This window comes from Streptomyces sp. NPDC016640 (genome assembly GCF_043076215.1).
Classification (GTDB): Bacteria; Actinomycetota; Actinomycetes; order Streptomycetales; family Streptomycetaceae; genus Streptomyces.
The window spans coordinates 267,163-291,580 of sequence record NZ_JBIBRG010000003.1 but is presented as its reverse complement, the minus strand read 5'-3'; the positions used below and the strand labels follow the sequence as shown (position 1 = coordinate 291,580).

General features: G+C 75.0%; 18 protein-coding genes. 9 read left to right on the top strand and 9 right to left on the bottom strand.

Annotation, left to right across the window (positions count from 1 at the left end; all coding sequences use genetic code 11):
* The first annotated feature begins 317 nt into the window (after positions 1–317).
* A complete protein-coding gene (locus ACF07S_RS08185) occupies positions 318–791 on the top strand; it encodes an ATP-binding protein (RefSeq protein ID WP_391973815.1) in 474 nt (157 codons plus the stop codon).
* A gap of 485 nt (positions 792–1,276) precedes the next feature.
* On the opposite strand, the gene ACF07S_RS08180 is transcribed toward ACF07S_RS08185, so the two are convergent.
* Positions 1,277–2,350 carry a GlxA family transcriptional regulator gene (locus ACF07S_RS08180; RefSeq protein ID WP_391973725.1) on the bottom strand — a complete coding sequence of 358 codons (1,074 nt, stop codon included), beginning with the start codon at positions 2,348–2,350 and terminating at the stop codon, positions 1,277–1,279.
* Between the two features lie 72 nt (positions 2,351–2,422).
* Here ACF07S_RS08180 and ACF07S_RS08175 point away from each other — a divergent pair, with 72 nt between their 5' ends.
* Complete coding sequence (locus ACF07S_RS08175; RefSeq protein ID WP_391963723.1) at positions 2,423–3,739, top strand: MFS transporter; 1,317 nt, start codon at positions 2,423–2,425, stop codon at positions 3,737–3,739.
* Positions 3,740–3,806: 67 nt separating this feature from the next.
* On the opposite strand, the gene ACF07S_RS08170 is transcribed toward ACF07S_RS08175, so the two are convergent.
* Positions 3,807–5,006 carry a flavin-containing monooxygenase gene (locus ACF07S_RS08170; RefSeq protein WP_391973724.1) on the bottom strand — a complete coding sequence of 400 codons (1,200 nt, stop codon included), beginning with the start codon at positions 5,004–5,006 and terminating at the stop codon, positions 3,807–3,809.
* Between the two features lie 102 nt (positions 5,007–5,108).
* Between ACF07S_RS08170 and ACF07S_RS08165 the strand changes: the two genes are divergently transcribed.
* A complete protein-coding gene (locus ACF07S_RS08165) occupies positions 5,109–5,735 on the top strand; it encodes a GNAT family N-acetyltransferase (protein WP_391973723.1) in 627 nt (208 codons plus the stop codon).
* Here ACF07S_RS08165 and ACF07S_RS08160 read toward each other — a convergent pair.
* The 3 genes from ACF07S_RS08160 to ACF07S_RS08150 all read right to left on the bottom strand — a co-directional run bounded on the left by ACF07S_RS08160 (position 5,713) and on the right by ACF07S_RS08150 (position 7,700).
* The gene (locus ACF07S_RS08160) at positions 5,713–6,378 is read right to left on the bottom strand and encodes a pyridoxal 5'-phosphate synthase (RefSeq protein WP_391973722.1); all 666 of its coding nucleotides are present in this window, start codon (positions 6,376–6,378) and stop codon (positions 5,713–5,715) included. The two genes, ACF07S_RS08165 and ACF07S_RS08160, sit on opposite strands and share 23 nt — an antisense overlap.
* A 27-nt stretch (positions 6,379–6,405) precedes the next feature.
* Entirely contained in the window at positions 6,406–6,831 is a 426-nt protein-coding gene (locus tag ACF07S_RS08155; RefSeq protein ID WP_391963940.1) for a pyridoxamine 5'-phosphate oxidase family protein, read from the bottom strand.
* 233 nt (positions 6,832–7,064) lie between these two features.
* Positions 7,065–7,700, bottom strand: coding sequence for a TetR family transcriptional regulator (locus tag ACF07S_RS08150; protein WP_391963939.1), 636 nt, complete (start codon positions 7,698–7,700; stop codon positions 7,065–7,067).
* Between the two features lie 134 nt (positions 7,701–7,834).
* On the opposite strand from ACF07S_RS08150, the gene ACF07S_RS08145 reads away from it, so the two are divergent.
* Complete coding sequence (locus ACF07S_RS08145) at positions 7,835–8,557, top strand: VOC family protein (protein ID WP_391973721.1); 723 nt, start codon at positions 7,835–7,837, stop codon at positions 8,555–8,557.
* 232 nt (positions 8,558–8,789) lie between these two features.
* Positions 8,790–11,174, top strand: coding sequence for a PQQ-binding-like beta-propeller repeat protein (locus ACF07S_RS08140; protein WP_391973720.1), 2,385 nt, complete (start codon positions 8,790–8,792; stop codon positions 11,172–11,174).
* Positions 11,175–11,484: 310 nt separating this feature from the next.
* Here ACF07S_RS08140 and ACF07S_RS08135 read toward each other — a convergent pair whose 3' ends face one another.
* From ACF07S_RS08135 to ACF07S_RS08125, 3 genes are all read right to left on the bottom strand, one after another.
* Entirely contained in the window at positions 11,485–11,670 is a 186-nt protein-coding gene (locus ACF07S_RS08135; RefSeq protein ID WP_391963718.1) for a hypothetical protein, read from the bottom strand.
* A 213-nt stretch (positions 11,671–11,883) separates the two neighbouring features.
* Positions 11,884–14,841 (bottom strand): BTAD domain-containing putative transcriptional regulator, encoded by a 2,958-nt coding sequence (locus ACF07S_RS08130; RefSeq protein ID WP_391973719.1) that lies wholly within the window; start codon positions 14,839–14,841, stop codon positions 11,884–11,886.
* Between the two features lie 280 nt (positions 14,842–15,121).
* The gene (locus tag ACF07S_RS08125) at positions 15,122–16,633 is read right to left on the bottom strand and encodes a CehA/McbA family metallohydrolase (protein WP_391973718.1); all 1,512 of its coding nucleotides are present in this window, start codon (positions 16,631–16,633) and stop codon (positions 15,122–15,124) included.
* Between the two features lie 249 nt (positions 16,634–16,882).
* Between ACF07S_RS08125 and ACF07S_RS08120 the strand changes: the two genes are divergently transcribed.
* The 3 genes from ACF07S_RS08120 to ACF07S_RS08110 all read left to right on the top strand — a co-directional run bounded on the left by ACF07S_RS08120 (position 16,883) and on the right by ACF07S_RS08110 (position 21,006).
* Entirely contained in the window at positions 16,883–17,743 is an 861-nt protein-coding gene (locus ACF07S_RS08120) for an LLM class F420-dependent oxidoreductase (protein ID WP_391973814.1), read from the top strand.
* A gap of 24 nt (positions 17,744–17,767) precedes the next feature.
* Positions 17,768–20,356: a bifunctional FO biosynthesis protein CofGH gene (locus ACF07S_RS08115; RefSeq protein WP_391963715.1), complete on the top strand. Its 2,589-nt coding sequence runs from the start codon at positions 17,768–17,770 to the stop codon at positions 20,354–20,356.
* Between the two features lie 83 nt (positions 20,357–20,439).
* Positions 20,440–21,006 carry a hypothetical protein gene (locus tag ACF07S_RS08110; protein ID WP_391963714.1) on the top strand — a complete coding sequence of 189 codons (567 nt, stop codon included), beginning with the start codon at positions 20,440–20,442 and terminating at the stop codon, positions 21,004–21,006.
* A 10-nt stretch (positions 21,007–21,016) separates the two neighbouring features.
* Here the strand turns inward: ACF07S_RS08110 and ACF07S_RS08105 are convergent, their stop codons facing one another.
* Complete coding sequence (locus tag ACF07S_RS08105) at positions 21,017–21,529, bottom strand: DUF2165 domain-containing protein (RefSeq protein WP_391963713.1); 513 nt, start codon at positions 21,527–21,529, stop codon at positions 21,017–21,019.
* A 111-nt stretch (positions 21,530–21,640) separates the two neighbouring features.
* On the opposite strand from ACF07S_RS08105, the gene ACF07S_RS08100 reads away from it, so the two are divergent.
* On the top strand, positions 21,641–24,325 hold the full coding sequence (locus tag ACF07S_RS08100; protein WP_391973813.1) for a tetratricopeptide repeat protein: 2,685 nt from the start codon (positions 21,641–21,643) through the stop codon (positions 24,323–24,325).
* Positions 24,326–24,418: the final 93 nt, after the last annotated feature.

Genomic DNA, 24,418 nt, shown 5'->3' with positions numbered 1-24,418 from the left:
CCGAGACGACTCCGTATCCGCTGGTGTCCGCGGTCGCTTGCCGTGTGACCAGGCAGGATGCCGTCGGCTGTGCGACTTCCCGGCGCGGGCGCCGCACAGTATGCCGCACAGGCACTTCTTCGCGCTGGAATATGCCCGAAGCGCTTGTTGGCGTGACTGTACGTCAACCATGCTTTCCCGCAGGGAATTCACGTTCCGTGACTCCTGTCCCGGCCGCTGTTCCGGCCATGCAGAAAATGGCTACGATCGTGGCCCTCGTGAGGCGCGAGCCCAAGTGTCCGCCGGTTCGGATGGTGTGAGCGGTGCAGGTGCTTCAAGTGCAGCTGGAGATCCGGCCCGACCCCGCTGAGGTGGGACGGGCCCGGCGGTGGGTCCGCTCGCGCCTGGCCGTGTCCGGCATAGGGGCCGACGAACCGCTCGCCGAGACGCTGGTCCTGCTGGTCTCGGAGCTCGTCACCAACGCGGTGGTGCACACCGGCTGTCCGGCCGTGCTGCGGATGTCCCTGCCGGGCGCGGGGACGGAGGCGGCCGAGGAGGTCACCGTGCGCCTGGAGGTGGCCGACCGCAGCGACCGGGCGCCGGTGCCGCGCTGCGTGGACGGCGAGGCGACCGGCGGACGCGGGCTCGCCCTGGTCGACGGTCTGGCGGACCGCTGGGGCTGGAGCTCCGAGGGAGCCGGCAAGCGCATCTGGTGCGAACTGGACCGCTGCGCGCGCACATCCAAGATCGCGCGGGCGGCCTGCGACGGCGGCACGACGGTGTACGACGGGCTGGCGTACGAAGTGGTGTGAGCGCGCGGGTCGGTCGCCGTTGATCGCGCGGTCCCCCGCGCCCCGCCGGTGCAGGGGGTGCACGGCCGGCCGGTCGTGCGGGGCCGCGCATGCGTCGATGCGCCGGGTGTGCTTCCGTGCGCGGTGCCGACGAACAGGGCATATGCCCCACTCTCCGCAATCTCACCCGAACCGGTGTTGACTCGCCGTGACTGTTTGATCACGCTGTTCGTCAACGATTCGCCGCGAGGGGACGGCGAGGGCTCGACGACGGGAGTCCTCGGCGAGTGTGGGTCGTGATTCGGCGTCGGTTCCCTCAGGGCCGAGGGCAACCCGGGCGGGAGCGCCGAAACCGGAAGGGCGGTGCGGCGCTGCCGTGCTCGGGGCGGTCGGCGCCGCACCGCCACCGGTGGGCCCGCGCGGCACCCCGGTCTGTCCACAGCGTGTGGACGACCTGGGGCGGACCGCGCGGTCGGGCACGGCCCGCGGGGCTCGGGGTGCGGCGGTCACGGAACTCGGGGTCCGGCCGTCGCGCGGTTCGGGGCGCGGTCGGCGCGGGGGTGCCGGGCCGCCGCCGCCCGCTCCCGGAAGGTCCGCCGGTACGCCGTCGGTGTCACCCCCAGCGCCGCCTGGAGGTGCTGCCGCATCGACTGGGCCGTGCCGAAGCCGGCGTCGCGGGCCACCTGGTCCACGGACAGGTCGGTGGACTCCAGCAGGTGCCGGGCCCGCTCCACCCGCTGCTGCGTCAGCCACTGCCCAGGGCTGACACCCGACTCCTCCCGGAAGCGGCGCGTGAAGGTGCGTACCGACATCGCCTCCCGCGCGGCCATGTCGCGCAGCTGGATCGGTTCGTGCAGCCGGCCCAGTGCCCAGGCGCGGGCACCGCCCGTGGACGCCTGCTGCGGATCGGGCACCGGTCGCCGGATGTACTGCGCCTGCCCGCCGTCCCGGTGCGGCGGCACCACCGTGCGCCGGGCCACCTCGTTGGCGACGGCGGCCCCGTGGTCGCGCCGCACCATGTGCAGGCACAGGTCGATGCCCGCCGCGACGCCCGCGGAGGTCAGGATGTCGCCGTCGTCGACGAACAGCACGTCCGGGTCGACGTCCACCCGGGGGAAGAGCCGCTGCAGACGCTCGGCGTCGGCCCAGTGGGTGGTCGCGGGGCGGCCGTCGAGGCGACCGGCGGCGGCGAGGACGTACACGCCGGTGCAGATGGAGGCGAGCCGGGTGCCGGGGCGGACGAAGGCGAGGGCGGCGGCCAGGTCGTCGGTCAGCTCGCCGCGCTCGTAGACCGGGCCGAGCTCGTAGGAGGCGGGGACGATCACCGTGTCCGCGGTGGCGAGGGCCTCCGGGCCGTGGGCGACGTGGACGGCGAAGTCGGCGTCGGTCTCGACCGGTCCGGGCGGCCGGACCGAACAGGTGACCACCTCGTACAGGCGCCGCCCCCGCCCGTCCCGGGGGCGGCCGAAAATGCGGTGCGGGATGCCCAGTTCGAAGGGGAGCAGCCCGTCCAGGGCGAGGACGACGACGCGATGGGGCCGGAAACCGGCGGACGGGGGCGTGGGCGCGACCGGATCCATGGCCCGATCCTAACGAATACTGTCCTCCGGGCCACTCGATGAAGGGGGCCCCGGCCCCGGAAGCTCGAGGGCGTGACCCAGACCAGCGAGACAGCCGCCGCCGTGGAACCGCCCGCGGACGGCCGCGGGCCGGCCCGCACCCGCTTCCACCGCGCGTGGTCCGTCGCCGCCGTCACGTTCGTGACGATCATCGGCGCCGCCGCCTTCCGTTCCGTACCGGGTCTGTTCATGGACCCGCTGCACGAGGAGTTCGGCTGGTCCCGCGGCACCGTCGGCGCGGCGGTCTCCGTGAACCTCGTGCTGTACGGCCTCACCGCGCCCTTCGCCGCGGCGCTGATGGACCGCTACGGCATCCGGCGGGTGGTCGCGGTCGCCCTCACCGTGATCGCGCTCGGCTCGGGCCTGACCGTGTGGATGACCGCGGCCTGGCAGCTGATGCTGTGCTGGGGCCTGCTGGTGGGCCTCGGCTCCGGTTCCATGGCGCTGGCCTTCGCCGCGACCGTCACCAACCGCTGGTTCACCGAGCGGCGCGGACTGGTCACCGGCATCCTCACCGCCGCGTCCGCCTCCGGACAGCTGATCTTCCTGCCCGTGCTGTCCTGGATCGTCGACACGCACGACTGGCGTCCGGCGGCCGTCACCGTGGCGCTCGCCGCCCTCGCGGTGGTCCCGTTCGTCTGGCTGCTGCTGCACGACCACCCGGCCGACGTGGGCCTGAAGCCGTACGGCGCGCGGGAGTTCGTGCCCAAGCCCGCGCCCGTCCCGGGCGCCGCCCGGCGCACGGTCGAGGTCCTGTCGTCGGCGGTGCGCACCGGCCCCTTCTGGCTGCTCGCCGGCACCTTCGCGATCTGCGGCGCCTCGACCAACGGCCTGATCCAGACCCACTTCGTGCCCGCGTCCCACGACCACGGCATGCCGGTCACGACCGCCGCCTCCCTGCTGGCCGTCATCGGCGTCTTCGACGTCGTCGGCACGGTGGCCTCCGGCTGGTTCACCGACCGCTTCGACGCCCGCCGCCTGCTCGCCGTCTACTACGCCCTGCGCGGTGTCTCGCTGCTCTTCCTGCCCATCCTGCTGGCGCCGGGCGTCCACCCGCCGATGGTCTTCTTCATCGTCTTCTACGGCCTGGACTGGGTCGCCACCGTGCCGCCCACCCTCGCCCTGTGCCGCGAACACTACGGCGACGACAGCCCGATCGTCTTCGGCTGGGTCCTCGCCTCCCACCAGGTGGGCGCCGCCCTCGTGGCCTTCCTCGGCGGCGCCGCGCGCGACGCCTTCGGCTCCTACGACGTCGTCTGGTACGCCTCGGGAGCGCTGTGCGCGGCGGCGGCCCTGATGGCCCTGGTGATCCGCCGCCGGCCGGCCGCACCGGCACTCGCGGCCGCCTGAGGCCGGCAGTCCGTCAGCCCCGTGGGGGGCGCCGCGTGGGGCCGTCGCGGGGCGCCGCGCGGGGCCGTCACCCGGGCAGCCGGGAGAACTCCGCCCCGGAGCGGGCCACCGCGCGGGCTATCTTCTCGGCGTCCAGGGCCAGTTCGCGCAGGTTGCCGCTGATGGGGTTGGTGAAGCCGGTGAAGTAGAGGCCGGGGGCGTCGCCGGGGGTGCGGGCGCCGTGGACGGCCGGTCTGCCGCGGTCGTCGAGGACGCCGAGGTGGCCGACCAGGCGCTCCAGGCCGCGGACGTAGCCGGTGGCCGCGACGACCGCGTCCGGGCCGACGCGGCCGCCGTCGGCCAGGACGACCTCGCCGTCCTCGAAGCCCTCCACGGCGGCCACGATCTCCACGGCTCCCCTGCGCACGGCGTCGACGAGGCCGACGTCCTGCACGGGGATGGCACCCTCCAGCACCCGGCTGTAGAGGCCGGATCCGGGGCGCGGGAGGCCGTGGGCCGACAGGTCCGGCAGCGCGACCCTCGCCTGGATCCGGCACAGCCGGTTGACGAGGCCGACCGGCAGACGGCGCACCAGGACGGCGGAGTACTGCGCCGGCCAGCCCGCGGTCGAGCGGCGCACGATGTGCGGAGGGGTGCGCACCGCCAGCCGCACCCGGGAGGCGCCCCCCTCCACCAGGTCCACGGCGATCTCGGCGCCGGTGTTGCCGACGCCCACGACGAGCACGTCCCGGCCGGCGAAGGGCTTGGCGTCGCGGTAGGCGGAGGCGTGCAGGAACTCACCGGTGTAGGTGTCCCGGCCGGGCCAGTCGGGGACGCGGGGCGTGTGGTTGTGGCCGGTGGCGACGACGACCGCGGCGCCGGTCAGCTCGCGCCCCCCGGTGGCGTGCAGCAGCCAGCCGGTGCCGTCCGGGGCGCGTTCGACCCGGGAGACCTCGACGCCGGTGACGATCTCCAGGCGGTGGTGCTCGGCGTACTTCTCCAGGTAACGGACCACGTCGTCGCGGGCCGGCCACCGTCCGAACCGGCGCGGCATCGGCAGACCGGGCAGGGCGGACAGCCGGCGGGTGGTGTGCAGGCGCAGCCGGTCGTAGTGGCGCCGCCAGGAGTCCCCCACCCGGTCGGACCGCTCCAGGACGACGGCCCGTATCCCCCGGGCGCGCAGGGCGCGGGCGACGGAGAGCCCGCCCGGGCCGCCGCCGATGACGTAGACGGGGCGTTCCGCCCGGTGGGGCGGGGTGGGCTGGGCTGATGTGGAGGAGTCGGCCATGAGCGCGAGCGTAATCCCGCCCCTGGTTGATGGGTCTCGGTCAAGACCGGAATTGGTTGCGGATTGATCACGCCTGTGAGGATCGCGGGTTCGAATGTCCCCATGTCCTCCTCACCCGGGCGCGCCCGGCCCCAGCCCCTCCCCGGACTCCGCGGTCACGGCCTGCACCTGCGCCCCTGGGACCCGGAGTCCCGGGCCGGCGCGCAGGTGTGGCTGCGCGGCCTCACGGACCCGGAGTTCCGGCGCTGGAACACCCCGCTGCGGCCGGTCACGGATCCGGACGGGGCCCGGCGGTCGCTGCGCCGGGGCGCGCTGCGCGACACGGACGGCACGGGGGCGTCCTTCCGGATCGCCGACGCCGCCACCGGTGCGGCGCTCGGGCACGTCGGCGTCGACGAGATCCACCCGGTACCGCGGCGCGCCACGGCCGGCCACCGGGTCCTTTCCGAGGCGCGCGGCCGGGCGGTCGCCCCCCGGGCCCTGCTGCTCGCCGCGCGCCGGGCCCTGACCGGACTCGGCCTGCACCGGCTGGGGCCGAGCCACGCGCCGGGGCACGAGGCGTCCTGCCGGATCGCCGGGCGGTGCGGCTTCCGGTACGAGGGGACCGTGCACGGGGCGGTCTTCGCGGCCGGGCGCCGCGACGCCTTCCGCGACGCCCGTCCGCACGCCCGCCTCGCGACCGACCCGGAGCCCGGCCCGCCCCCGGTCACGGCCACAGCAACTCCCTGACCCACTCGCGTTCCCCGCGCCGGTAGCGCAGCCGCACATGCCGCCGGCGGGCGTCGCCCTGGAAGAACTCCACCTCCCGCGGCCGCAGCCGGTACAGGGTCCAGGACGGCGCCGGGGTCCCCGGCTCCCGCCGCGCCCGCTCCCAGGCGCTCTCCGAGGCCCGGGCCAGCTCCTCGGCCGAGCCGAGGGGGGCGCTCTGCCTGCCGGTCAGCGCGGCGGCCAGCGCCCCGGTGGAGCGGGCGTGCAGGTCCGCCTGCGCCTCCCGCTCCGGCGCCGGGGCGACGGGCCCGCGCACCCGCACCTGGCGGCCGAGCACCGGCCAGTAGAAGGCCAGCGCGGCGTACGGCCGGGCGGTGAGCTGGCCGCCCTTGCGGCTGTGCGCGTGGGTCGCGAAGGACCAGCCGTCCGCGTCCGCGCCGTGCAGCACCACGATCCGTGCGTCCGGCAGCCCCTCCGCGTCCGCCGTGGCCAGCGTCATGGTGTGCGGCTCGTCCTGTCCGGCCGCCACCGCCTCGGCGAACCACCGGGTGAACAGCGCCAGCGGCTCCGCGGGCGCCGTGTCCGTCTCGAACGGCGGAAGGTCGGTGACCGCCGGGTCCCACACCCGCAGGGACCTCAGCAGCTCGTGGAGATCGGGTTCCATGTACCGATTGTCGGGCGTCCGGCCCGCTCACACCGACCCGAGGTCGGCCGACACCCACCGTTCGGGGCGCATGCGCACGACGACCTGCTCGCCGTGGTTCTTCCAGGCGGAGTCGACGTATCCCTCGACCTTCCCGGCGGGGAGGTAGCGGGCGGAGATCTCCCGGAGCTGTTCGAGGGTGGCCGGGGCGGTGCCGAGGACCGGGCCCTCGACGGAGACGTAGCGGATGGTGGGTTCCGTCCGCTCGACCATGAGCGAGAACCGGCCCGCCGCGCCGATCAGCCGGTTCTTGCGGGAGTCGAGACCGGTCATGATCCACACGTCGCCGCCGGGCGCGTACTGGTACCAGATCGGCACGGTGAGCGGGGCGCGGCCCTCCTCCGCGTCGACCGCCAGGGCGGCGATGCGGGGTTCGGCCAGGAACTGTTCGCGCTCTTCGCGGGTCAGGGCCATCGCGGGTACCTCCTGCGACATCGGCGTCGGTGTTCGTCCGGGGCGCGCGTCCGGCTCGCCCCGGGGTACAACACCGGCCGGATGGTGGGGTGTTCCCCGTGCCGTGGGTACGGGCCCGCCCCGGCCGGCTGCCACGCCCCGGTGCCACGCGACGGGCGGCGGTCCACCGGGGTGGACCGCCGCCCATATGACAGGACTTGGAGGGACCGTCGCGCGGCGGTGCCGCCGGGCGGCTACTTCGCGGGCTTGCGGCCGGTGACCCCCAGGTGCACCAACAACGCGAGACCGGGCTTGAGTTCGGCCTGCTTCACGCCCCAGGAGGAGACGGCCTTCTGGTGCGAGGCCACCGCCGCGAGCATCGCGACCAGCGAACCGGCGATCGCCGCCGGGTTCACGTCCTTGTCGATCCGCCCCTTGGACTGCAGCTCGGCGACGGAGTTCGCCAGCGAGCTGTTCACGGAGTTCAGGATCTTCGAACGGATCTTGGAGAAACGTTTATCGCCCTCGGCGGCGCCGAGGTCCACGACGCGCAGGATGGCGTCGTTCTTCCGCCAGAACTCCAGGAAACCGTCGACGAGTTCCTGTGCGGTCTGCCAGCCGGCCTTCCCGGCCCAGGAGCGGCCCTCCAGCACCTCGGCCAACCCGGCGCCCTCGGCGGCCATGTGCTCCGCGAGCTCCAGGACGGCGCCCTCGACGTCCGGGAAGTACTGGTAGAAGGTGGCCGGCGAAGTCCCGGCCCGGCGGGCGACGTCGATGACCTTGACATCCCGGTAGGGGGACGAGCCGAGCATCTCGCTGAGGCAGTCGAGCAGCTTCTGCCGGGTCGCCTGCCCACGCCGGCCGGCCACCCGGCCGTCGACGGTACGCACTTGTCCTGTCATGCCGTCAGCTTACCGACGGGCGATCGGAGCGCGATTCGGCCGACTGCAAATGGGGTGTGCGGGTTCCCGAGGGCTGGCGTGCCTGGTCTGCGGGGTGCGGACGACGCGGTTACTTTGGCGGCATGGCCGAAAACAGGGCATCGCAGCACCCGGAGGGCACCCCCTGCTGGGCGGACGCGCAGCTTCCCGACGTGGAGGCGGGCAAGCGGTTCTACGGCGGGCTCTTCGGGTGGGACTTCGAGGACCAGCCCCAGGGGACCGTCCTCGCACTGAAGGACGGGGAGCCCGTCGCCTCCCTCGCACACAAGACGGACGGCCGGCTGCCCACGGTGTGGACGGTGTCCTTCGCCACCCCGGACGCCGGGGCGCTGTGCCGGCGGATCCGCACGGGCGGCGGGCACGTCGTCTCCCCGCCGGCCCCCTTCGGCGACCTGGGCGCCACCGCGCTCGTCACCGATCCCGAGGGCGCCGTGTTCTCCCTCTGGCAGGCCGCGCAGAGCCCCGGCTTCGGCCGCCGTCACGAGCCGGGCACCTTCGCCTGGGTCCAGCTGTACACCCGGGACACCGAGTTGGCGAACACCTTCTACGGCGGCCTCTTCCACGACGCGCTGTTCGGTCCGGACGCCGACCCCGACTTCGGCCGCACACCGGTCCGGGAGGTCTTCGCCGCCGAGATGCCGCCGCACTTCCTCGTCCACTTCGCCGTCGAGGACCCCGGGGCCGGGACGCGCGAGGTGACCCGGCTCGGCGGCCGGGTGCAGGTCCCGCCCTTCAGGACGTCCTACGGCACCGCGGCCGTGGTCACCGACGATCAGGGTGCGTCCTTCGGCCTGCTGCGCCGCTGAACCGGCGCACCGGGGCACCCGCGGACCTGCGCACCGAAGGGCCCCGGACCCACCGGTCCGACCTTTGTGTCGTATGTAAACCTGGACACCCTATTTGTCGGTCGGTTCGCAACCAGGGGCCCGGCCAGGAAGAATCGGGGTGCGTGGCGTCACGGCGGTGCGGTGGTGAGACGCTGCACTTCGGTCGCGTGCACACGTGGTGGCGCGACTCGTACGGGGAGGTGGCAGGCAAGTGGTGGATCAGCTGACGCAGCACGATCCGCGGCGTATCGGGCCGTTCGAGGTGCTGGGACGGCTGGGAGCCGGCGGCATGGGGCTGGTCTATCTCGCGCGTTCGGCGTCCGGCCGGCGCGTGGCGATCAAGACCGTCCGTACCGAACTGGCCGAGGACCAGCTGTTCCGGGTCCGCTTCACGCGCGAGGTGGAGGCCGCCCGCGCGGTCTCCGGCTTCTACACGGCGGCCGTCGTGGACGCCGATCCGCGCGCCGCCGTGCCGTGGCTGGCCACCGCGTACGTCCCCGCGCCCTCCCTCGAGGAGATAGTGAACGAGTGCGGGCCGCTCCCGGCCCAGGCGGTGCGCTGGCTCGCGGCGGGCGTCGCGGAGGCGCTCCAGTCGATCCACGGCGCGGGGCTGGTCCACCGCGACCTGAAGCCCTCCAACGTCCTGGTCGTCGAGGACGGCCCCCGGGTGATCGACTTCGGTATCGCCTCCGGTGTGTCGAACACCCGGCTGACGATGACCAACGTCGCCGTCGGCACCCCCGCCTACATGTCCCCCGAGCAGGCCAAGGACTCCCGCAGCGTCACCGGCGCGAGCGACGTCTTCTCGCTGGGCTCGATGCTGGTCTTCGCCGCCACGGGACACCCGCCCTTCCACGGCGCCAACCCCGTCGAGACCGTCTTCATGCTGCTGCGCGAGGGCCCGGACCTCGACGGCCTCCCGGACGAGCTGCGCCCGCTCATCGAGGCCTGCATGCAGATGGAGGCCACGGCCCGGCCCAACCCCGCCGACCTCCAGGCCCAGCTCGCCCCGCACCTCTTCGGCTCGGGATCGGACGACAGCGGTACGGCCTCGGCCTGGCTGCCCGAGCGGGCCGTGGGCCTGATCGAGGCGCGCCGCGGCGGCCGCCCGGCGGTCAGGCCCGCGAGCACGGGCCGCAGCGCCGGCGGCGCCCGCCCGCAGGTGCCGCCCCCGCCCCCGCACGACCCCGTCGTCCCGCCGCCGCCCCCGCCCATGCCCGCACCCATGCCCGCGCCCGTGGGCGCGCCGGCGGGCGCCCCCGACACCGGCCCCGTACGGCTGGCGGGCGCGGCGGTGCCCATCGGTCCCGGCCCGCGCGTCGCCGACACGCGCGCGGCCGCCGTCAAGGCACCCCCGCCGGAAGCCGCCCTGGCCGCCGTCTGGTCCAAGCCCCGCCCCGGCGTCAACGGCGCCGACCCGGCCGTACCGGCGCCCGCCGCGCCCGCCGCGCCGCCGGAGCAGCCCGGTGGCTGGCGCCCGTGGCGCTTCCGCATGTCCAACGACGTCTGGGGCACCCCGGCCGTCGACGGCGACCTCGTCTACGTCACCTCCTTCGAGGTGCACGCCCTCGACGTCGCCACCGGCCGGCGCCGTTTCAAGACCCGGGACGTCGCCTGGTCGATGGCGGTCGCCGACGGCCGTATCCACGCCTCCGACGGACCCACCCTCTTCGCCCTGGACGCCCGCGAGGGCGGTGACCTGTGGCGGCTGTCCACGGACGCCTGGGTCTACTCCCTCAAAGCCGACCGCGGCACCGTCGTCACCGGCACGCGCGGCGGCGGCGTGCAGGCCTGGGAGGCGTCCACCGGCCGGAAGCTGTGGGAGATCACCGGCTGCCAGACCGACTTCGAGTCCCCGGAGGCCGGCCCCGCCGTCCACGACGGCACCGTCTACGTGTGGCAGGACGCCCGGCTGCGCGCCCTGGACGCCCGCACCGGCGACGAGCGCTGGTCGTACCCGATCGGCGACGCGGCCTCCTGCGGCGGCGTCCCGATCCGTCTCACCCCCGCCCCCGACGGCTACGTCTACGTCTGTGCCGGCACCCGCGTGCTCGCCCTGGACGTCACCGGCGGCCACGTCCGCTGGCACTTCGAGGCCCCGGCGGTCTTCCTCGCCCCGCCCGCCTTCGTCCCCGGACCGGCGGTCACCGGCGGCGGCGTCTACCTCGCCGACTACCTCGGCACGGTCTACGCCCTCGACGCCACCGACGGCCGCGACCGCTGGCGCATCGCCACCGAGTCCCGCGCCTCCGTCGAACCGGTGCTGGCCGCCGCCGGCCACGTCCACGTGGGCAGCGGCAGGGGCCTGTACACCCTGGACGCGGTCACCGGCACGCCCAAGTGGCGCTTCCAGTCGGGCGGCGACATCGTGGGCGCCCCCGTGGTCGCCGAGGGCCGCATCCACTTCGGCTCCAGCGACCACCTGCTGTACACGCTGAAGGCCGACGACGGCCGCCTGAGATGGAAACTGGCGACCGGCGGCGAGATCACCGGATCCCCGGTGGTGCGGGACGGCGTGGTGTACGCGTGCAGCAAGGACCGCTGCGTCTACGCGCTCGACGCGGAGAAGGGAACCGGGACGGCGCGCACGGCGTAGGCCGCGCGGACCGGGACGGCGCACACCGCGCGGGCCGCGTCCGGCGGGGCGCGCACCGCGGACGGCCGTCGCGCCGGGTCGCGGAAGGGGCGTCGGACGGCGGCCGTCGCTGCGGGGAGCGGCGGTCCGCCGCCCCCACCGCAGACGCTACGCCGGGTACGCGACGGCCGCCAGGCAGTGGCATGCCCCGTGACGGCAGGCTCGCCCGTCCGATGACGGCCACGGCACCGGCGACGCCGTGCGGACATGCCTCGGCCGCGGTGGCTCCCCCTCCGCGCCACCGCGGCCGATCCCCGTGCGGGAAGGACGGCTACCTGCCGCCGAGGTCCAGGGCGGGCGGGGCGGGCATGCTGTTGTCCAGCGTGGTGATGGCCTCGCCCGTGGCCGGTTCACTCGGCATGCTGTTGTCCTGCGTCGTGACCTTCCCGTCCGCCGGCGGCGTGGGCATGCTGTTGTCCTGGGTGGTGGCGTCCGCGTCCTTCTTCGTGTCGCTCATCGACGTGGCTTCCTGTGAGTCGTGACGAGTCGGAAAGGCCCGTCCGGTAGCTCCCCCGAGGGCTACCGGACGGGCGTTCGAAGCCGCACACTAACCGGTCCGGCTCCCGTTGGACCGCCTGCCCCCCGACGCGACGGTCCGACTGGTTCGAGAGTGACGGGCCCCGATAAACGAATGCTGAACGCCCGCGCGCGGCGCGGGAAGGCGGCGCCCTCAGGCGGCCGGCGCGCCGTTCAGCAGGGCGCGGACCTCGGCGGCCTCGGCGGCGCCGCACTGTTCGTAGAGGCTGAGGGCCTCCTGCCAGCAGGCCTTCGCCCGGTCGGCCTGGCCCAGTTCGGACAGGGCCCGGCCGAGGAGGGCCACCACGTTCCCCCGCATCCTGTCGCCACCGACACAGCCCAGCGCAAGGGCCTGCTCGGCGTGTTGCGCGGCGGGCGCGGGACGGGCGGCACCGAGATGCACCTCGGCCATGCGGAAGTGGGTGTTGCCCACCCAGAGCCGCTGCCGGTGCTCGGTGAAGATGTCCCGGGCGTCGACGAACTGGCTCAGCGCCTCGGCGTGACGGCCGGCCTTGGCCAGTGCCAGACCGAGGGCGAAGTGCGCGCTGGCGCGCCGCATCGGCCGGCCCAGCTCCGAGTGGACGGCGAGGCTGTGCCGGGCGATGGAGACGGCCGTGGAGACGTTGCCCGAACCCAGGTAGGCCCGGGAGAGGTTGGCGAGCGTGACGGCCTCGCCGAGCCGGTTGCCGGCGAGGCGGTGTTCCTCGATCGCCTGGTTGAAGAAGGACTCGCCGGCGGCGTAGCGGCCCTGGTGCAGGCAGATCAGGCCCCGGTCGTTGGCGGCCCAGCTGACCGCGGTCGCGTCCCGCGCGGAGGCCGCCAGCTCCATGGCCCGGTGCGCCTCCTCCTCGGCCTGCTGGATACGGCCGTACACCAGCAGGACGTTGGTGAGGGTGGTCCGCGCCCTGCCCTCCGCGCGGGCGTCGCCGCAGTCCCGGGCCGCGTCGCACATGGCCCTGGCCGTCGTCTCGTACTGGCGCGAGTTGGCCCCCGACTCGGTCAGGTCCTTGGCCGCCCAGAGCAGGTCGACCGCCCGCCTCAGCCGGCCGGTGCCCGCCGCCTGCCGCACGCAGGCCAGCAGGGGCGAGGCCTCGCTGTACAGCCAGTCCAGCGCCGCGGACCCGTCCGTGAAGCGCAGTCCCGGGTACTCGGTGGGTTCCAGGTCGTCCACCAGCCGGTCCCCGGGCCGCTCGATGGCGTACACCCCGGCCGCCGTGGCCAGGTAGAAGTCGAGCAGCCGCGACATCGCGCCGTCCCGCTCGCCGGGCGGCTGCTCGTCCCGTTCCGCGCACGCGCGCGCGTAGAGGCGCACCAGGTCGTGCAGGCGGTAGCGGCCCGGCGCCGCCGACTCCAGCAGCGAGGTGTCCACCAGGGACTCCAGGAGGTCCTCGGTGTCCTCCGCCGGCAGGTCCAGTACGGCGGCCGCCGCCGCCAGGGAGATGTCCGGGCCGTCGGCCAGGCCGAGCAGGCGGAAGGCGCGTGCCTGCGCCGGTTCCAGCTGCCCGTAGCCCAGCTCGAACGTCGCCTTCACCGCCAGGTCGCCCGCCTGGAGTTCGTCCAGGCGGCGGCGTTCGTCCGCCAGCTTGGCGGCCAGGACCGAGACCGTCCAGGTGCGGCGCGCCGCCAGGCGGGACGCGGCGATGCGGATCGCCAGCGGCAGGAAGCCGCAGGCCGCCACCACGTCCAGGGCCGCCTCGCGCTCCGATCCCACCCGTTCCTCGCCCACGATCTTCGTGAACAGCGCCAGCGCCTCGTCCGGCGACATCACGTCGAGGTCGACCAGGTGGGCGCCGGCCAGGTCCACCATCCGGACCCGGGCGGTCACCAGCGCCGCGCAGCCCGCCGTCCCGGGGAGCAGCGGGCGTACCTGCGCGGCGTCGCGGGCGTTGTCCAGGAGCACCAGGACCTTGCGGCCGTCCAGGAGCGAGCGGTACAGCGCCGCCCGCTCCTCCAGGGAGTCCGGGACCGCCGAGTCCGCCGTGCCCAGGGCGCGCAGGAAGGAGCCCAGGACCGTCTCCGGTTCGGCCGCCCGCGCGCCGGCGCCCTGGAGGTCGACGTACAGCTGGCCGTCGGGGAAGGCGGACCGGGCCTCGTGGGCGACGTGCACGGCGAGGGTCGTCTTGCCGACGCCGCCGATGCCGGCCAGCGCGGAGACCGCCATCACCCGGCCCTCGGCGGCGGACGCCGACGCCAGGACGTCGCTCAGCTCGCGCACGAAGGCCGCGCGGCCCGTGAAGTCCGGCACCGTAGCCGGGAGTTGGGCGGGGCGCACCGGTACCGCGACCGGTTCGGCCACCGGCGCCGAGGGTTCCGCCAGTCCCGGGTCGGCCCGCAGGATGCGCTGCTGGAGTTCCTGCAGGCCGGGGCGCGGGTCCACGCCCAGTTCGTCGGCGAGCAGCCGCCGGGTGTCCGCGTACACGGCGAGCGCCTCCGCCTGGCGTCCGCTGCGGTACAGCGCCAGCATCAGCAGTTCGCGCAACCGCTCCCGCAGCGGATGCGCCGCCGTCAGGGCCGTCAGCTCCGAGACCGCCTCCGCGTGGCAGCCCTGCTCCAGGTCCATGTCCAGGCGGGACTCGAGCAGTTGGACCCGCCACTCCTCCAGCCGGACCCGCTGGGCCTCCGCGTACGGCCCGGGCACCCCGGCCAGCGTCTCGCCGTCCCACAGGGCCAGGGCCCGGTTCAGCACCTCGCGGGCGTGGCACAGGTCCCCGGTGTTCCGCGCCTTCTCCGCCTCCGCGGCCAGCTCCTGCGCCGCCGCGAGGTCCAGCGCCCCCTCGCCGAGCCCGCGCACCGCGTACCCGCCGGACTCGGTCACCAGGACCCCGGGGTCCAGCACCTTCCGCAGCCGGGAGGCGTAGGTGCGGACCGCCGCCAGTGCCTGGGACGGCGGCTCCTCGCCCCACAGCGCGTCGATCAGCTCGGCCGCCGTGGCCGTACGGCCCTCGCGCAGCAGCAGGGCGGCGAGCAGGGCGCGTTGCTGCGGGCTGCCGGTGGCGACCGGTTCGCCGTCGCGCCAGGCACGCACCGGGCCGAGCAGGCTGAAGCGCAGTGCCCGCGGCTCCGTCGGGGAGCCGGGACGCCGCTGCTCCGGTACTCGCGGCACACCGTCCATGCAGTCTCCCTGTGCATCCTCGACAACCACGCCAGTCTGCCTTCTCCGGGGCGGATGCGTCAGCCGTGCGAGACGGCGGTCACACGGGCGGCGGCGGGCCGCCACCGAGCCCGCACGTCCTCGTCCTCGGCCGTCCGGACCCACCCGCGCCGTCAGCGGGGCCCGGCCCGCGGCAGCGCCGCCACGGCGGCCGGCGCGGGGGCGGATCGCCGGTCCGGCGCCGGAGGACGGTGGCGGCCCGGTACGTGCGTTCGGCGCGGGACGTCATGGTGCGACGAGCCTACCGGCGGCCCAGGAAAACGGGGTTGGTGAAGGCGGCCAGGGCCCCGGGCAGCGGTCCGGCGGCCGTCTCGTGCCGCAGCTCGGCCCGTACGTAGGCGGCGTACGACGGGGTGGTGCGCCACTCCACCACCCCCGCCCCGGACACCGGCAGCGGGGCGCCGGTGTGCAGCACGCCCTGGTCGGTCACGAACCGGACGGTGCAGCGCGGGGCGCCGGCGACCTCCAGGCGGACGGTGACCGGGGTGTCCCGGTCCACCGCCAGCCGTTCGCCGATGCCGGCGTGGTGGCCGCGCCCGCCGGAGGCGGTGAAGGCGAGGGAGACGCCCGCGGACTCGGCGACGTAGGAACGCCCCGCGCGGATGCCGTCCTGGATCGCCCGCCGGGTCAGGTCGTCGGCGAGGACCACGGTCTGCGGGCGGCCGACCACGTCCGGGTCGCGGTGGGCGTCGCTGCTGCCCATCGCCGGGATCCAGCCCCGGCCCTCGCGCACGGACGCCACCAGCATGCCGTCCCAGTCGGCGAGCGCCACCTCGTCGTCGGGCGTCCAGGGGCCGTTCCACACCTCCACGGCGTCCGCCTCGCCGAAGCCGAACTTCCAGGCGCAGCCGACGCAGGTGGCGTGCGGGTGGGCCGGGACGACCAGGCCCCCGGCGCGGCGGATCTGCCGGGCGAACCGGCCGAAGCGGTCGTCGCGGGCGCGGTAGCGCCAGTCGACGAAGGTGCCGGGGTCCGTGCCGAGCGCCACCACATGCCCGTTGCGGGTGGTGACCTCCTCGCCCAGCAGCACCAGCAGGTCGTCCCCGGCGGCCTCGGCCCAGTGGGCGTGCGCGGAGTGCGTGTTGTGCTCGGAGCTGTTGATGAAGTCCAGCCCGGCCGCGCGGGCGAGCGCGGCGATCTCGGCGGGGGCGCGGCGGCCGTCGGAGTACCAGGAGTGCAGATGGCAGTCGCCCCGGTACCAGGCCCGCCCCCGCCCCCTGGCCCGCTCCGGCGGGTACACCGGCCGCACCGTCCCGCCGGGCTCCCCGTGGGTCAGCGTCACGGTGATCTCGTACGACAGCCCCTGCGGGGCCACGGTGTACGGGCCCAGCACGATGTGCCAGGTGCCCTCGCGCACGGGGCCGGGGAGGTAGCCGGGGGTGGCGTCGTCGGCGCGCAGGAAGAACTCCGTGCGCGCCCCGCCCGACCAGCCGCGGAAGCCCCGGCCGCCCAGCTCGGTGCCGCGTTCGTCGAAGATGCCGATGTCGAGGGCGTTGCCGGCGGTGCCGGCCGGCACGGAGGGCCTGTCGTAGGTGTAGGCGACCTTGATCTCGCGGACGCCGGCCGGCACCTCGACGGGGACGTACACGAAGTCGGGGGCGCCCGGCGGGAGGGTGCCGCGCACCGTCCTCGTCTCCCGGCCGTCACGGTCCGCCGCGGCGGCGGAGGTCACGCCCGCCGACGTCAGCGCGGCGGCGGCGCCGGTCAGGAACACGGCGCGCCGTCCGATCCCGCTGTGCTGCTCCTCGCACATGCTGCTGCTCCCGGGGTGTCGGGTGATGACAGGGCGTGGGTGATGCGGGGGTGGGTGATGCGGGGGTGGTGCGGTGCAACCCTTGTATTGAGCGGTGAACTCCCCGGCAAGGGAAGGGAGTCGGCAGATTTCGACGAGGCGCGGTCCGGGTGGTGCCGACCGGTCGGTATGGACAGGCGGGGTGCGTCCCGGTATTGATGAGGTCCCGCCGGCAGCGAGGAGTCCTCGTCCGTGAAACGAAAGGCCGCCATGCGCATCGCCGTCACGATCTTCCTCACCGACGAGACGATCACCCCCATCCGGCTCGCCCGTGAGCTGGAGCAGCGGGGCTTCGCCGGGCTGTACCTGCCCGAGCACACGCACATCCCCGTCGAGCGGACCAGCCCCTACCCGGCGGGCGGGGAACTGCCCCGCGAGTACGGCCGCACCCTGGACCCCTTCGTCGCGCTCGGGCAGGCGGCGGCCGTCACCGAGCGCCTCGGCGTCGGCACCGGCATCACGCTCGCCGCGCAGCACGACCCGATCGACCTGGCCAAGCAGGTCGCCACCCTGGACCACCTCTCCGGCGGCCGCTTCACCCTCGGGCTGGGCTTCGGCTGGAACGCGGAGGAGGCCGACGACCACGGAGTGCGGTGGCGCACCCGGCGCGCGCTGGTGCGGGACCGGATGGGCCTGATGCGGGCGCTGTGGGCGGAGGAACCGACCGCGTACGAGGGGGAGTTCGGCAGCGTGCGGGCCAGTTTCGCCCACCCCAAGCCGGTGCAGAAGCCGCGCGGCCCGGTCGTCGGACCGCGCACGCTGGTCGGCGGCGCGGCCGGCCCGAAGCTGTTCGCGCACATCTGCGAGTACGCCGACGGCTGGCTGCCCATCGGCGGGCGCGGCCTGTCGGAGTCGCTGCCCGTGCTGCGCGCCGCCTGGGCCGACGCGGGCCGCGACCCCGGCGCCCTCCAGGTCGTTCCGTACGCCGTCCGCCCCAGCGCGGGGAAGCTGGCCCATTACGCCGAGCTCGGCATCGAGGAGGTCGTGCTGCAGCTGCCGCCCGCCGGGGAGGCGGAGGTGCTGCGGGCCCTGGACGGGTACCAGTCGTTCGTCCGCCGGGAGGGGGCCTGATCACCTCGAACGTATGCTCAGGGGATGACGACTTCCGCGACCCACGGAACCGGCGGCCCGACCGAGAACGCCCTGCGACGCGCTCTCAGACGCGCCCGGGACGGCGTCTCCCTGGACGTCTCCGAGGCGGCGGTCCTGCTCCAGGCGCGCGGTGAGCACCTTCAGGACCTCGCCGCCTCGGCCGCCCGGGTCAGGGACGCGGGGCTCGAGGCGGCGGGCCGGCCCGGTGTCATCACGTACTCCAAGAGCGTCTTCGTCCCGCTGACCCGGCTGTGCCGGGACACGTGCCACTACTGCACGTTCGTCACCGTGCCCGGCAAGCTGCGCCGCGCCGGGCACGGGATGTTCATGTCGCCGGACGAGGTGCTGGACATCGCCCGCAGGGGCGCCGCCCTCGGCTGCAAGGAGGCCCTCATCACCCTCGGCGACAAGCCCGAGGACCGCTGGCCACAGGCGCGCGAGTGGCTCGACGCGCACGGCTACGACGACACGATCGCCTACGTCCGCGCCGTCTCCATCCGCATCCTGGAGGAGACCGGACTCCTCCCGCACCTCAACCCCGGCGTGCTGACCTGGACCGACTTCCAGCGGCTCAAGCCCGTCGCGCCCTCCATGGGGATGATGCTGGAGACCACCGCGACCCGCCTGTGGTCCGAGCCGGGCGGCCCCCACCACGGCTCCCCGGACAAGGAGCCGGCGGTCCGCCTGCGGGTCCTGGAGGACGCCGGACGCTCCTCCGTCCCCTTCACCTCGGGCCTCCTCATCGGCATCGGCGAGACGTACGAGGAGCGGGCGGAGTCGCTGTTCGCCCTCCGCAAGGTCTCCCGCGCCCACCACGGCATCCAGGAACTGATCATCCAGAACTTCCGCGCCAAGCCGGACACCGCGATGCGCGGCATGCCGGACGCGGAACTCGACGAACTCCTCGCCGCGGTCGCCGTCGCCCGGCACGTGCTCGGCCCGTCCGCCTGCCTCCAGGCGCCGCCGAACCTGGTCGACGCCGAGTACGAGCGGCTGATCGCGGCCGGCATCGACGACTGGGGCGGGGTCTCCCCGCTCACCATCGACCACGTCAACCCCGAGCGCCCCTGGCCGCAGATCGACGAACTCGCCGAGCGGTCCCGGGCGGCCGGGTTCGAGCTGCGTGAACGCCTCTGCGTCTACCCGGAGTTCGTGCGGCGCGGCGAACCCTGGCTGGACCCGCGGCTGCGCCCGCACGTGGCCGCGCTCGCCGACCCGGCCACGGGCCTCGCCCTCCCGGACGCCGTGGTCGAGGGCCGCCCCTGGCAGGAGCCCGACGAGGCGTTCACCGCGAGGGGCCGCACCGACCTGCACCGCACCATCGACACCGAGGGCCGCACCGCCGACCGCCGCGACGACTTCGACGAGGTGTACGGCGACTGGGACGCCCTGCGCGAGGCCGCCGCCCCCGGCATGGTCCCGGAGCGCATCGACACCGACGTGCGCGCGGCCCTGCGCACGGCCGCCGACGACCCGACGCGGCTCACCGACGCGGAGGCGCTCGCCCTGCTGCACGCGGACGGCCCCGCGCTGGACGCCCTGTGCCGGGTGGCCGACGACGTGCGCAGGTCGGCGGTCGGCGACGAGGTCACCTACATCGTCACCCGCAACATCAACTTCACCAACGTCTGCTACACCGGCTGCCGCTTCTGCGCCTTCGCGCAGCGCCGCACGGACGCCGACGCGTACACGCTCTCGCTGGAGCAGGTGGCCGACCGGGCGCAGCAGGCGTGGGACGTGGGCGCGGTGGAGGTCTGCATGCAGGGCGGCATCCATCCCGACCTGCCGGGGACGGCGTACTTCGACATCGCGAGGGCGGTGAAGGAACGCGTCCCGGGCCTGCACGTGCACGCCTTCTCCCCGATGGAGGTGGTCAACGGCGCCACCCGGACGGGCCTGTCGATCCGGGAGTGGCTGACGGCGGCCGGGGAAGCCGGCCTGGACACCATCCCCGGCACGGCGGCGGAGATCCTCGACGACGAGGTCCGCTGGATCCTGACCAAGGGCAAGCTGCCGGCGGCGACCTGGACCGAGGTGGTCACCACGGCCCACGAGCTGGGCATCCGCTCGTCCTCGACGATGATGTACGGCCATGTCGACCAGCCCCGCCACTGGCTGGGCCATCTGCGCACCCTGGCCGGCATCCAGCAGCGCACCGGCGGCTTCACCGAGTTCGTCACCCTCCCCTTCGTGCACACCAACGCCCCGGTCTACCTGGCCGGCATCGCCCGCCCCGGCCCGACGGTCCGCGACAACCGCGCGGTCACGGCGATGGCGCGGCTGCTGCTGCACCCCTGGATCCCGAACATCCAGACGAGCTGGGTGAAGCTGGGCGCGGACGGCGCGGCGGAGATGCTGCGCTCCGGGGCGAACGACCTGGGCGGCACGCTGATGGAGGAGACGATCTCCCGCATGGCGGGCTCCTCCTACGGCTCGTACAAGTCGGTCCGGGACCTCGTCGCGGTCGCGGAGGCGGCGGGCCGCCCGGCGAAGCCGCGCACGACCCTGTACGGCGAGGTCCCCGAGGAGCGCCGCCGCGCCGCGGAGGCCTCCGACGGACACCTGCCGGACCTGCTGCCGGTGCTGGACTGAGACGGGCGGGGACCGGACGGGACGGGCAGTAGGATGATCCGACCCATGGTCTCTGGGATCCGTAGCTGAGGAGATGCGTACCGGTGTCTGCCCGTCTTCCTTCGTGGGCCTGGGTGACCGGGCTGACCACGGGGGCGATAGCCGTGGTGGCCGTCCTGGCCGTCCAGGCGGACCAGGGGACGAAGCCCACCGCCGCCACCGGCCGGCCGAGCGCGTCGGCGACCGCGGACGCGAAGCCGTCCGCGAAGCCGCGGGAGACGAAGCCGGCGGCGGTGCCGGCCGACTCGGGCACGGGTCGCCGGATCGTCTACTCCCTGGGGCAGAAGCGCGTGTGGCTGGTCGACGCCAGTGACGCGCCCCGCCGCTCCTTCGCGGTCTGGCCGGGCACGGTGTCCCCGGATCCCGGCGCCTACGAGATCGGCACCCGCACCGAGGCCACGACCGGCAGCGACGGCGTGGCGATCGAGCACATCATGTACTTCGCCGCGAAGGCGGACGTCTTCGTCGCCTTCTCCAACGCGGTCGACGGCTCCTCGCCCCCGCCCCCGGAACCGGCCACGCGGACCGGCGGCATCCGTGTCTCCAAGAACGACGGCCGGGCCCTGTGGACCTTCGGCACGGCGGGCACACCGGTACGGGTGGTCGAGTAGGACCGCCGGGTCAGGGGGCGTCCCTTCCCCCGCCGTGCGTCCCCGGCAGGTGGTTGGCCAGCAGGACCACGCCGCTGAGGACGAGGACCCGGGTCGCCGCGTCCAGGCCGTTCCAGTCCCGCGACTGCCACATCGCGAACCACTCGCCGCCGATCGCGAGGAAGCCGGCGCCGAAGAGGAGCATCACCATCAGCAGGCCGTAGGTGGAGACGAGGCGGGCGCGCGCGTGGTCGTGGCGGGCCCAGAGCCAGGTGCCGTGGACCAGGACCAGCGCGGCGGCGGTCTCCCACACGATGATCGCGACGTACGCGGCGTCCTGCACGCCCTCGTTCGTGATCGCCCGCCACATCAGGTCCTCGTCCTTGAACGTGGTGTCCATGGCCAGGACATGGCGGACGAATTCCTGGTTCGTGCCGAAGTCCGTGATGTTGCCGAGGGCGACGAGCGCCATGTAGAGGGCGACGGATGCGGTGAGGAGGGTGGCGGTGAGGGGTAACGCCCCGCGTGCGGTGGTGTCGGCCATGGCGGTTCCCTTCCCCGTACGACGGCCCGTATCCCGCGCGGGGTGGGCCAGAATGGGGGCCGGTCGGAACACGGGTGGGGAGTGGGGCGCGTGGCGCAGGAACGGCTGTCGATGCAGCAGCTCGTCCAACGGCGCCGGCGCGCCGGGCTGGTGGCCCGCAGCGTCGAACGCGAGCTGTTCCGGGCGAACCTCGACACCCCGCCCGAGGACGGACGCCACCGCTTCCTGTTCCACGTGCACGGCAACGCGGGCGTCGGGAAGTCCTTCCTGCTGCGGGAGTTCGAGCAGATCGCCCGGGAGCGCGGCGCGTTGACGGCGTACGTCGACGAGAGCGCGGGCAGCGTGCCGGAGGCGCTGGCGGTGATATGTCGTCAGTTCACGGCGCAGGGGCGCCGGTTGAAGGAACTGGACCGGCAGCTGGCCGCCCACCGCGAGCGCCGCCACGAGGCGGAGCTGGCCGTCCTCGCCGCGCTGGAACCCGAGCCGGGCACGGGATCGCCCACCGGCCCCGCCGCCCCGTCCGCCGGCAGCATGGCGGTCGCGCGGGCCGGACTCGCCGGTCTCGGGCTGATACCGGGCGCCGGTGCCTTCACCGCGGTCCTCGACCCCGCCCAACTCGCCCAGGGGGCCGACAGGTTGCGCGCCGGGCTCGGCGCGCGCTTCCGCAGCCACGAGGACGTGCAGCTCGTCCTCGACCCGGAGAGCGCCCTCACCCCCGCGCTGACGAGCGAACTCACCGAGGCCGCCACCGCGGCGCCCTGGATCGTCCTGTTCTTCGACACCTACGAGCGCACCGGCCGGTACCTCGACGCCTGGCTGCACGACGTCATGACCACGGACCGGCACGGCACCCTCCCCGCGACGGTCGTCGTGGTCACCGCCGGGCAGCGCCCCCTCGACCCCGCCCACTGGGGCGGTTTCGCCGACTTCATGACGGCGGTGCCGCTCGAACCGTTCACCGAGGCGGAGGCGCGGGGTCTGCTCGCCGCCCGGGGCGTCACGGCGGAACCGGTCGTCACCGAGGTCCTGCGGCTCACCGGCGGACTCCCCGTCCTCGTCTCCACCCTCGCCGGGACCCGGCCGGCCGGCCCCGACGACGTGCACGACCCGAGCGCGACCGCCGTGGAACGGTTCCTGAAGTGGGAGCAGGACGCCGTGCGCAGGTCCGCCGCCCTCGCGGGCGCGCTGCCGCGCTGGCTGGACGCGGACGTGTTCCGCGCGGCGGCCGACTGCTCCGAGGAGCAGCTCGACGAGCTGTACGCCTGGGTGTGCGGCCTGCCCTTCACCGACGAGCGGGCGGCCCGCCTGCGCTACCACGACGTCGTACGGGCCCCGATGCTGCGGCTGCAGCGCGGGCGCTCCCCGCGCGGCTGGGCGCAGCGCCAGCGCCGGCTGGCGGAGGTGTTCGGGCAATGGCGTACGGAGTGCGGGGCCGGGCGGGACACCGGGCAGCTGTGGGCGGACGAGCGGTGGCGCGAACTACGGCTCGCGGAGTCGTACCACCGGCTGTGCGCGGGGGACCGGGACGCGCTCCCCGAGGTGCTGCGCGACCTCGTGGAGGCGTGCGACCGGGGCGGGGCCGTCGCGGGGCGGTGGGTGCGGGTCCTGGAGGACGCGGGGCGGGACGCCGGCCTGCCCGCCGAGGCGGTGTGGGGGAGCCGGCTGTCGACCGTGCTCACCGGGGGCGGCACGGAGGCCGTCCTGGAAGTGCTGCTGGGCGGCGACTGGCGGCCGCCGGTGGCGCCGCCGGAGGGAGCCGCGGGGGCGGCGGCCGTCGGGGCGGGGCAGTGGTACACGGTCGGGGCGCCGCCGGACGTCGTGGTGGCCGGGGGGCGGGGGAACACGGGCGTCGTCGTGCCCGGCGGCGGCCCCGGGAACCGCGTCCGCCGCCGCCCGGTGCCGGACGACCGCGAGGGCACGCCCGTGCCGGGTGAGCGCGGCGACGCGCCGTCCCCGGACGATCGCGTGGGCGCGCCTCTCCCGGACGATGACGACGGTGCGCCGACGCCGACGCCGGCGGACCACGGCCACGGCCCCCGTACGGAGCCCGGTGCCTCCTACCGGCCGCGGACGCCGGGCGCCGGGGGCCGGGACCTCGCGCTGCCCCCCGGCCTGGCGGCGCGGGCCCGCCGCGGCCTGGCCGTGGCCCGGCTCGTGCGGGGCGACTACGAGGCCGCCGTCGCCGATCTGACCAAGGCCCTCGAGCTGGCACCGGACGACGCCCAGAGCCTCGGCCTGCGCGGAGAGTGCCTGCGTACCCTGCGCCGCAACGACGAGGCCGTGCGCGACCTGGAGCGTGCCGTGGCCCTCGACCCCGGCCACGACTACGCGTGGGCCTCCCTCGGCGCCGCCCGCCTCGCCCGGGGCGAGGCGGCCGCCGCGCGCACCGCCCTCGACCGGGCGCTCGAACTCAAGCCGGACTACCCGTGGGCGCTGATCCGCCGGGCCCGGGTGTGGCGCGCGCTCGACGATCCCGGGCGCCGGCTGGCCGACCTGGACCGTGCCGTCGCCCTGCAGCCCGACTCGCCCTGGGCCCACTGCGAGCGCGGCGACGCGCTGCGCGCCGCGGGCCGCGACGAGGAGGCGCTGGCCCACTACGACCGGGCCCTGGCCCTGGACGCCGAGTACGCGTCGGCGTACGCCAGCAGGGGCGCCTCGCTGTTCGGCCTCGGCCGCCCCGCGGAGGCGCTGGCCGCCCTGGACCGCGCCCTGGAACTCAACCCGTCCTACGCGTGGGCACGCGCCCAGCGGGACGCGGTCGCCCATGCCATGTCACCCGGCGTGGCCGATACCTGACCACTTCCGATCAGTCCGGTCACACTCCGCATACCGTTCCACCCCCTGAAGTGACCGTCCCGGTCGATTACAGTGCTGGGCGTCGTACGTACG

What these genes read in the sequence shown, in the direction of transcription:
- ACF07S_RS08120 (WP_391973814.1), top strand. Translation starts at nt 16,883, where the DNA reads ATGCGCATCGCCGTCACGATCTTCCTCACCGACGAGACGATCACCCCC.
- ACF07S_RS08100 (WP_391973813.1), top strand. Translation starts at nt 21,641, where the DNA reads ATGCAGCAGCTCGTCCAACGGCGCCGGCGCGCCGGGCTGGTGGCCCGC.
- ACF07S_RS08170 (WP_391973724.1), bottom strand. Translation starts at nt 5,006, where the DNA reads ATGGCCGACTCCTCCACATCAGCCCAGCCCACCCCGCCCCACCGGGCG.
- ACF07S_RS08145 (WP_391973721.1), top strand. Translation starts at nt 7,835, where the DNA reads ATGGCCGAAAACAGGGCATCGCAGCACCCGGAGGGCACCCCCTGCTGG.
- ACF07S_RS08180 (WP_391973725.1), bottom strand. Translation starts at nt 2,350, where the DNA reads ATGGATCCGGTCGCGCCCACGCCCCCGTCCGCCGGTTTCCGGCCCCAT.
- ACF07S_RS08105 (WP_391963713.1), bottom strand. Translation starts at nt 21,529, where the DNA reads ATGGCCGACACCACCGCACGCGGGGCGTTACCCCTCACCGCCACCCTC.
- ACF07S_RS08165 (WP_391973723.1), top strand. Translation starts at nt 5,109, where the DNA reads ATGTCCTCCTCACCCGGGCGCGCCCGGCCCCAGCCCCTCCCCGGACTC.
- ACF07S_RS08125 (WP_391973718.1), bottom strand. Translation starts at nt 16,633, where the DNA reads ATGTGCGAGGAGCAGCACAGCGGGATCGGACGGCGCGCCGTGTTCCTG.
- ACF07S_RS08130 (WP_391973719.1), bottom strand. Translation starts at nt 14,841, where the DNA reads ATGGACGGTGTGCCGCGAGTACCGGAGCAGCGGCGTCCCGGCTCCCCG.
- ACF07S_RS08155 (WP_391963940.1), bottom strand. Translation starts at nt 6,831, where the DNA reads ATGGCCCTGACCCGCGAAGAGCGCGAACAGTTCCTGGCCGAACCCCGC.
- ACF07S_RS08135 (WP_391963718.1), bottom strand. Translation starts at nt 11,670, where the DNA reads ATGAGCGACACGAAGAAGGACGCGGACGCCACCACCCAGGACAACAGC.
- ACF07S_RS08115 (WP_391963715.1), top strand. Translation starts at nt 17,768, where the DNA reads ATGACGACTTCCGCGACCCACGGAACCGGCGGCCCGACCGAGAACGCC.
- ACF07S_RS08160 (WP_391973722.1), bottom strand. Translation starts at nt 6,378, where the DNA reads ATGGAACCCGATCTCCACGAGCTGCTGAGGTCCCTGCGGGTGTGGGAC.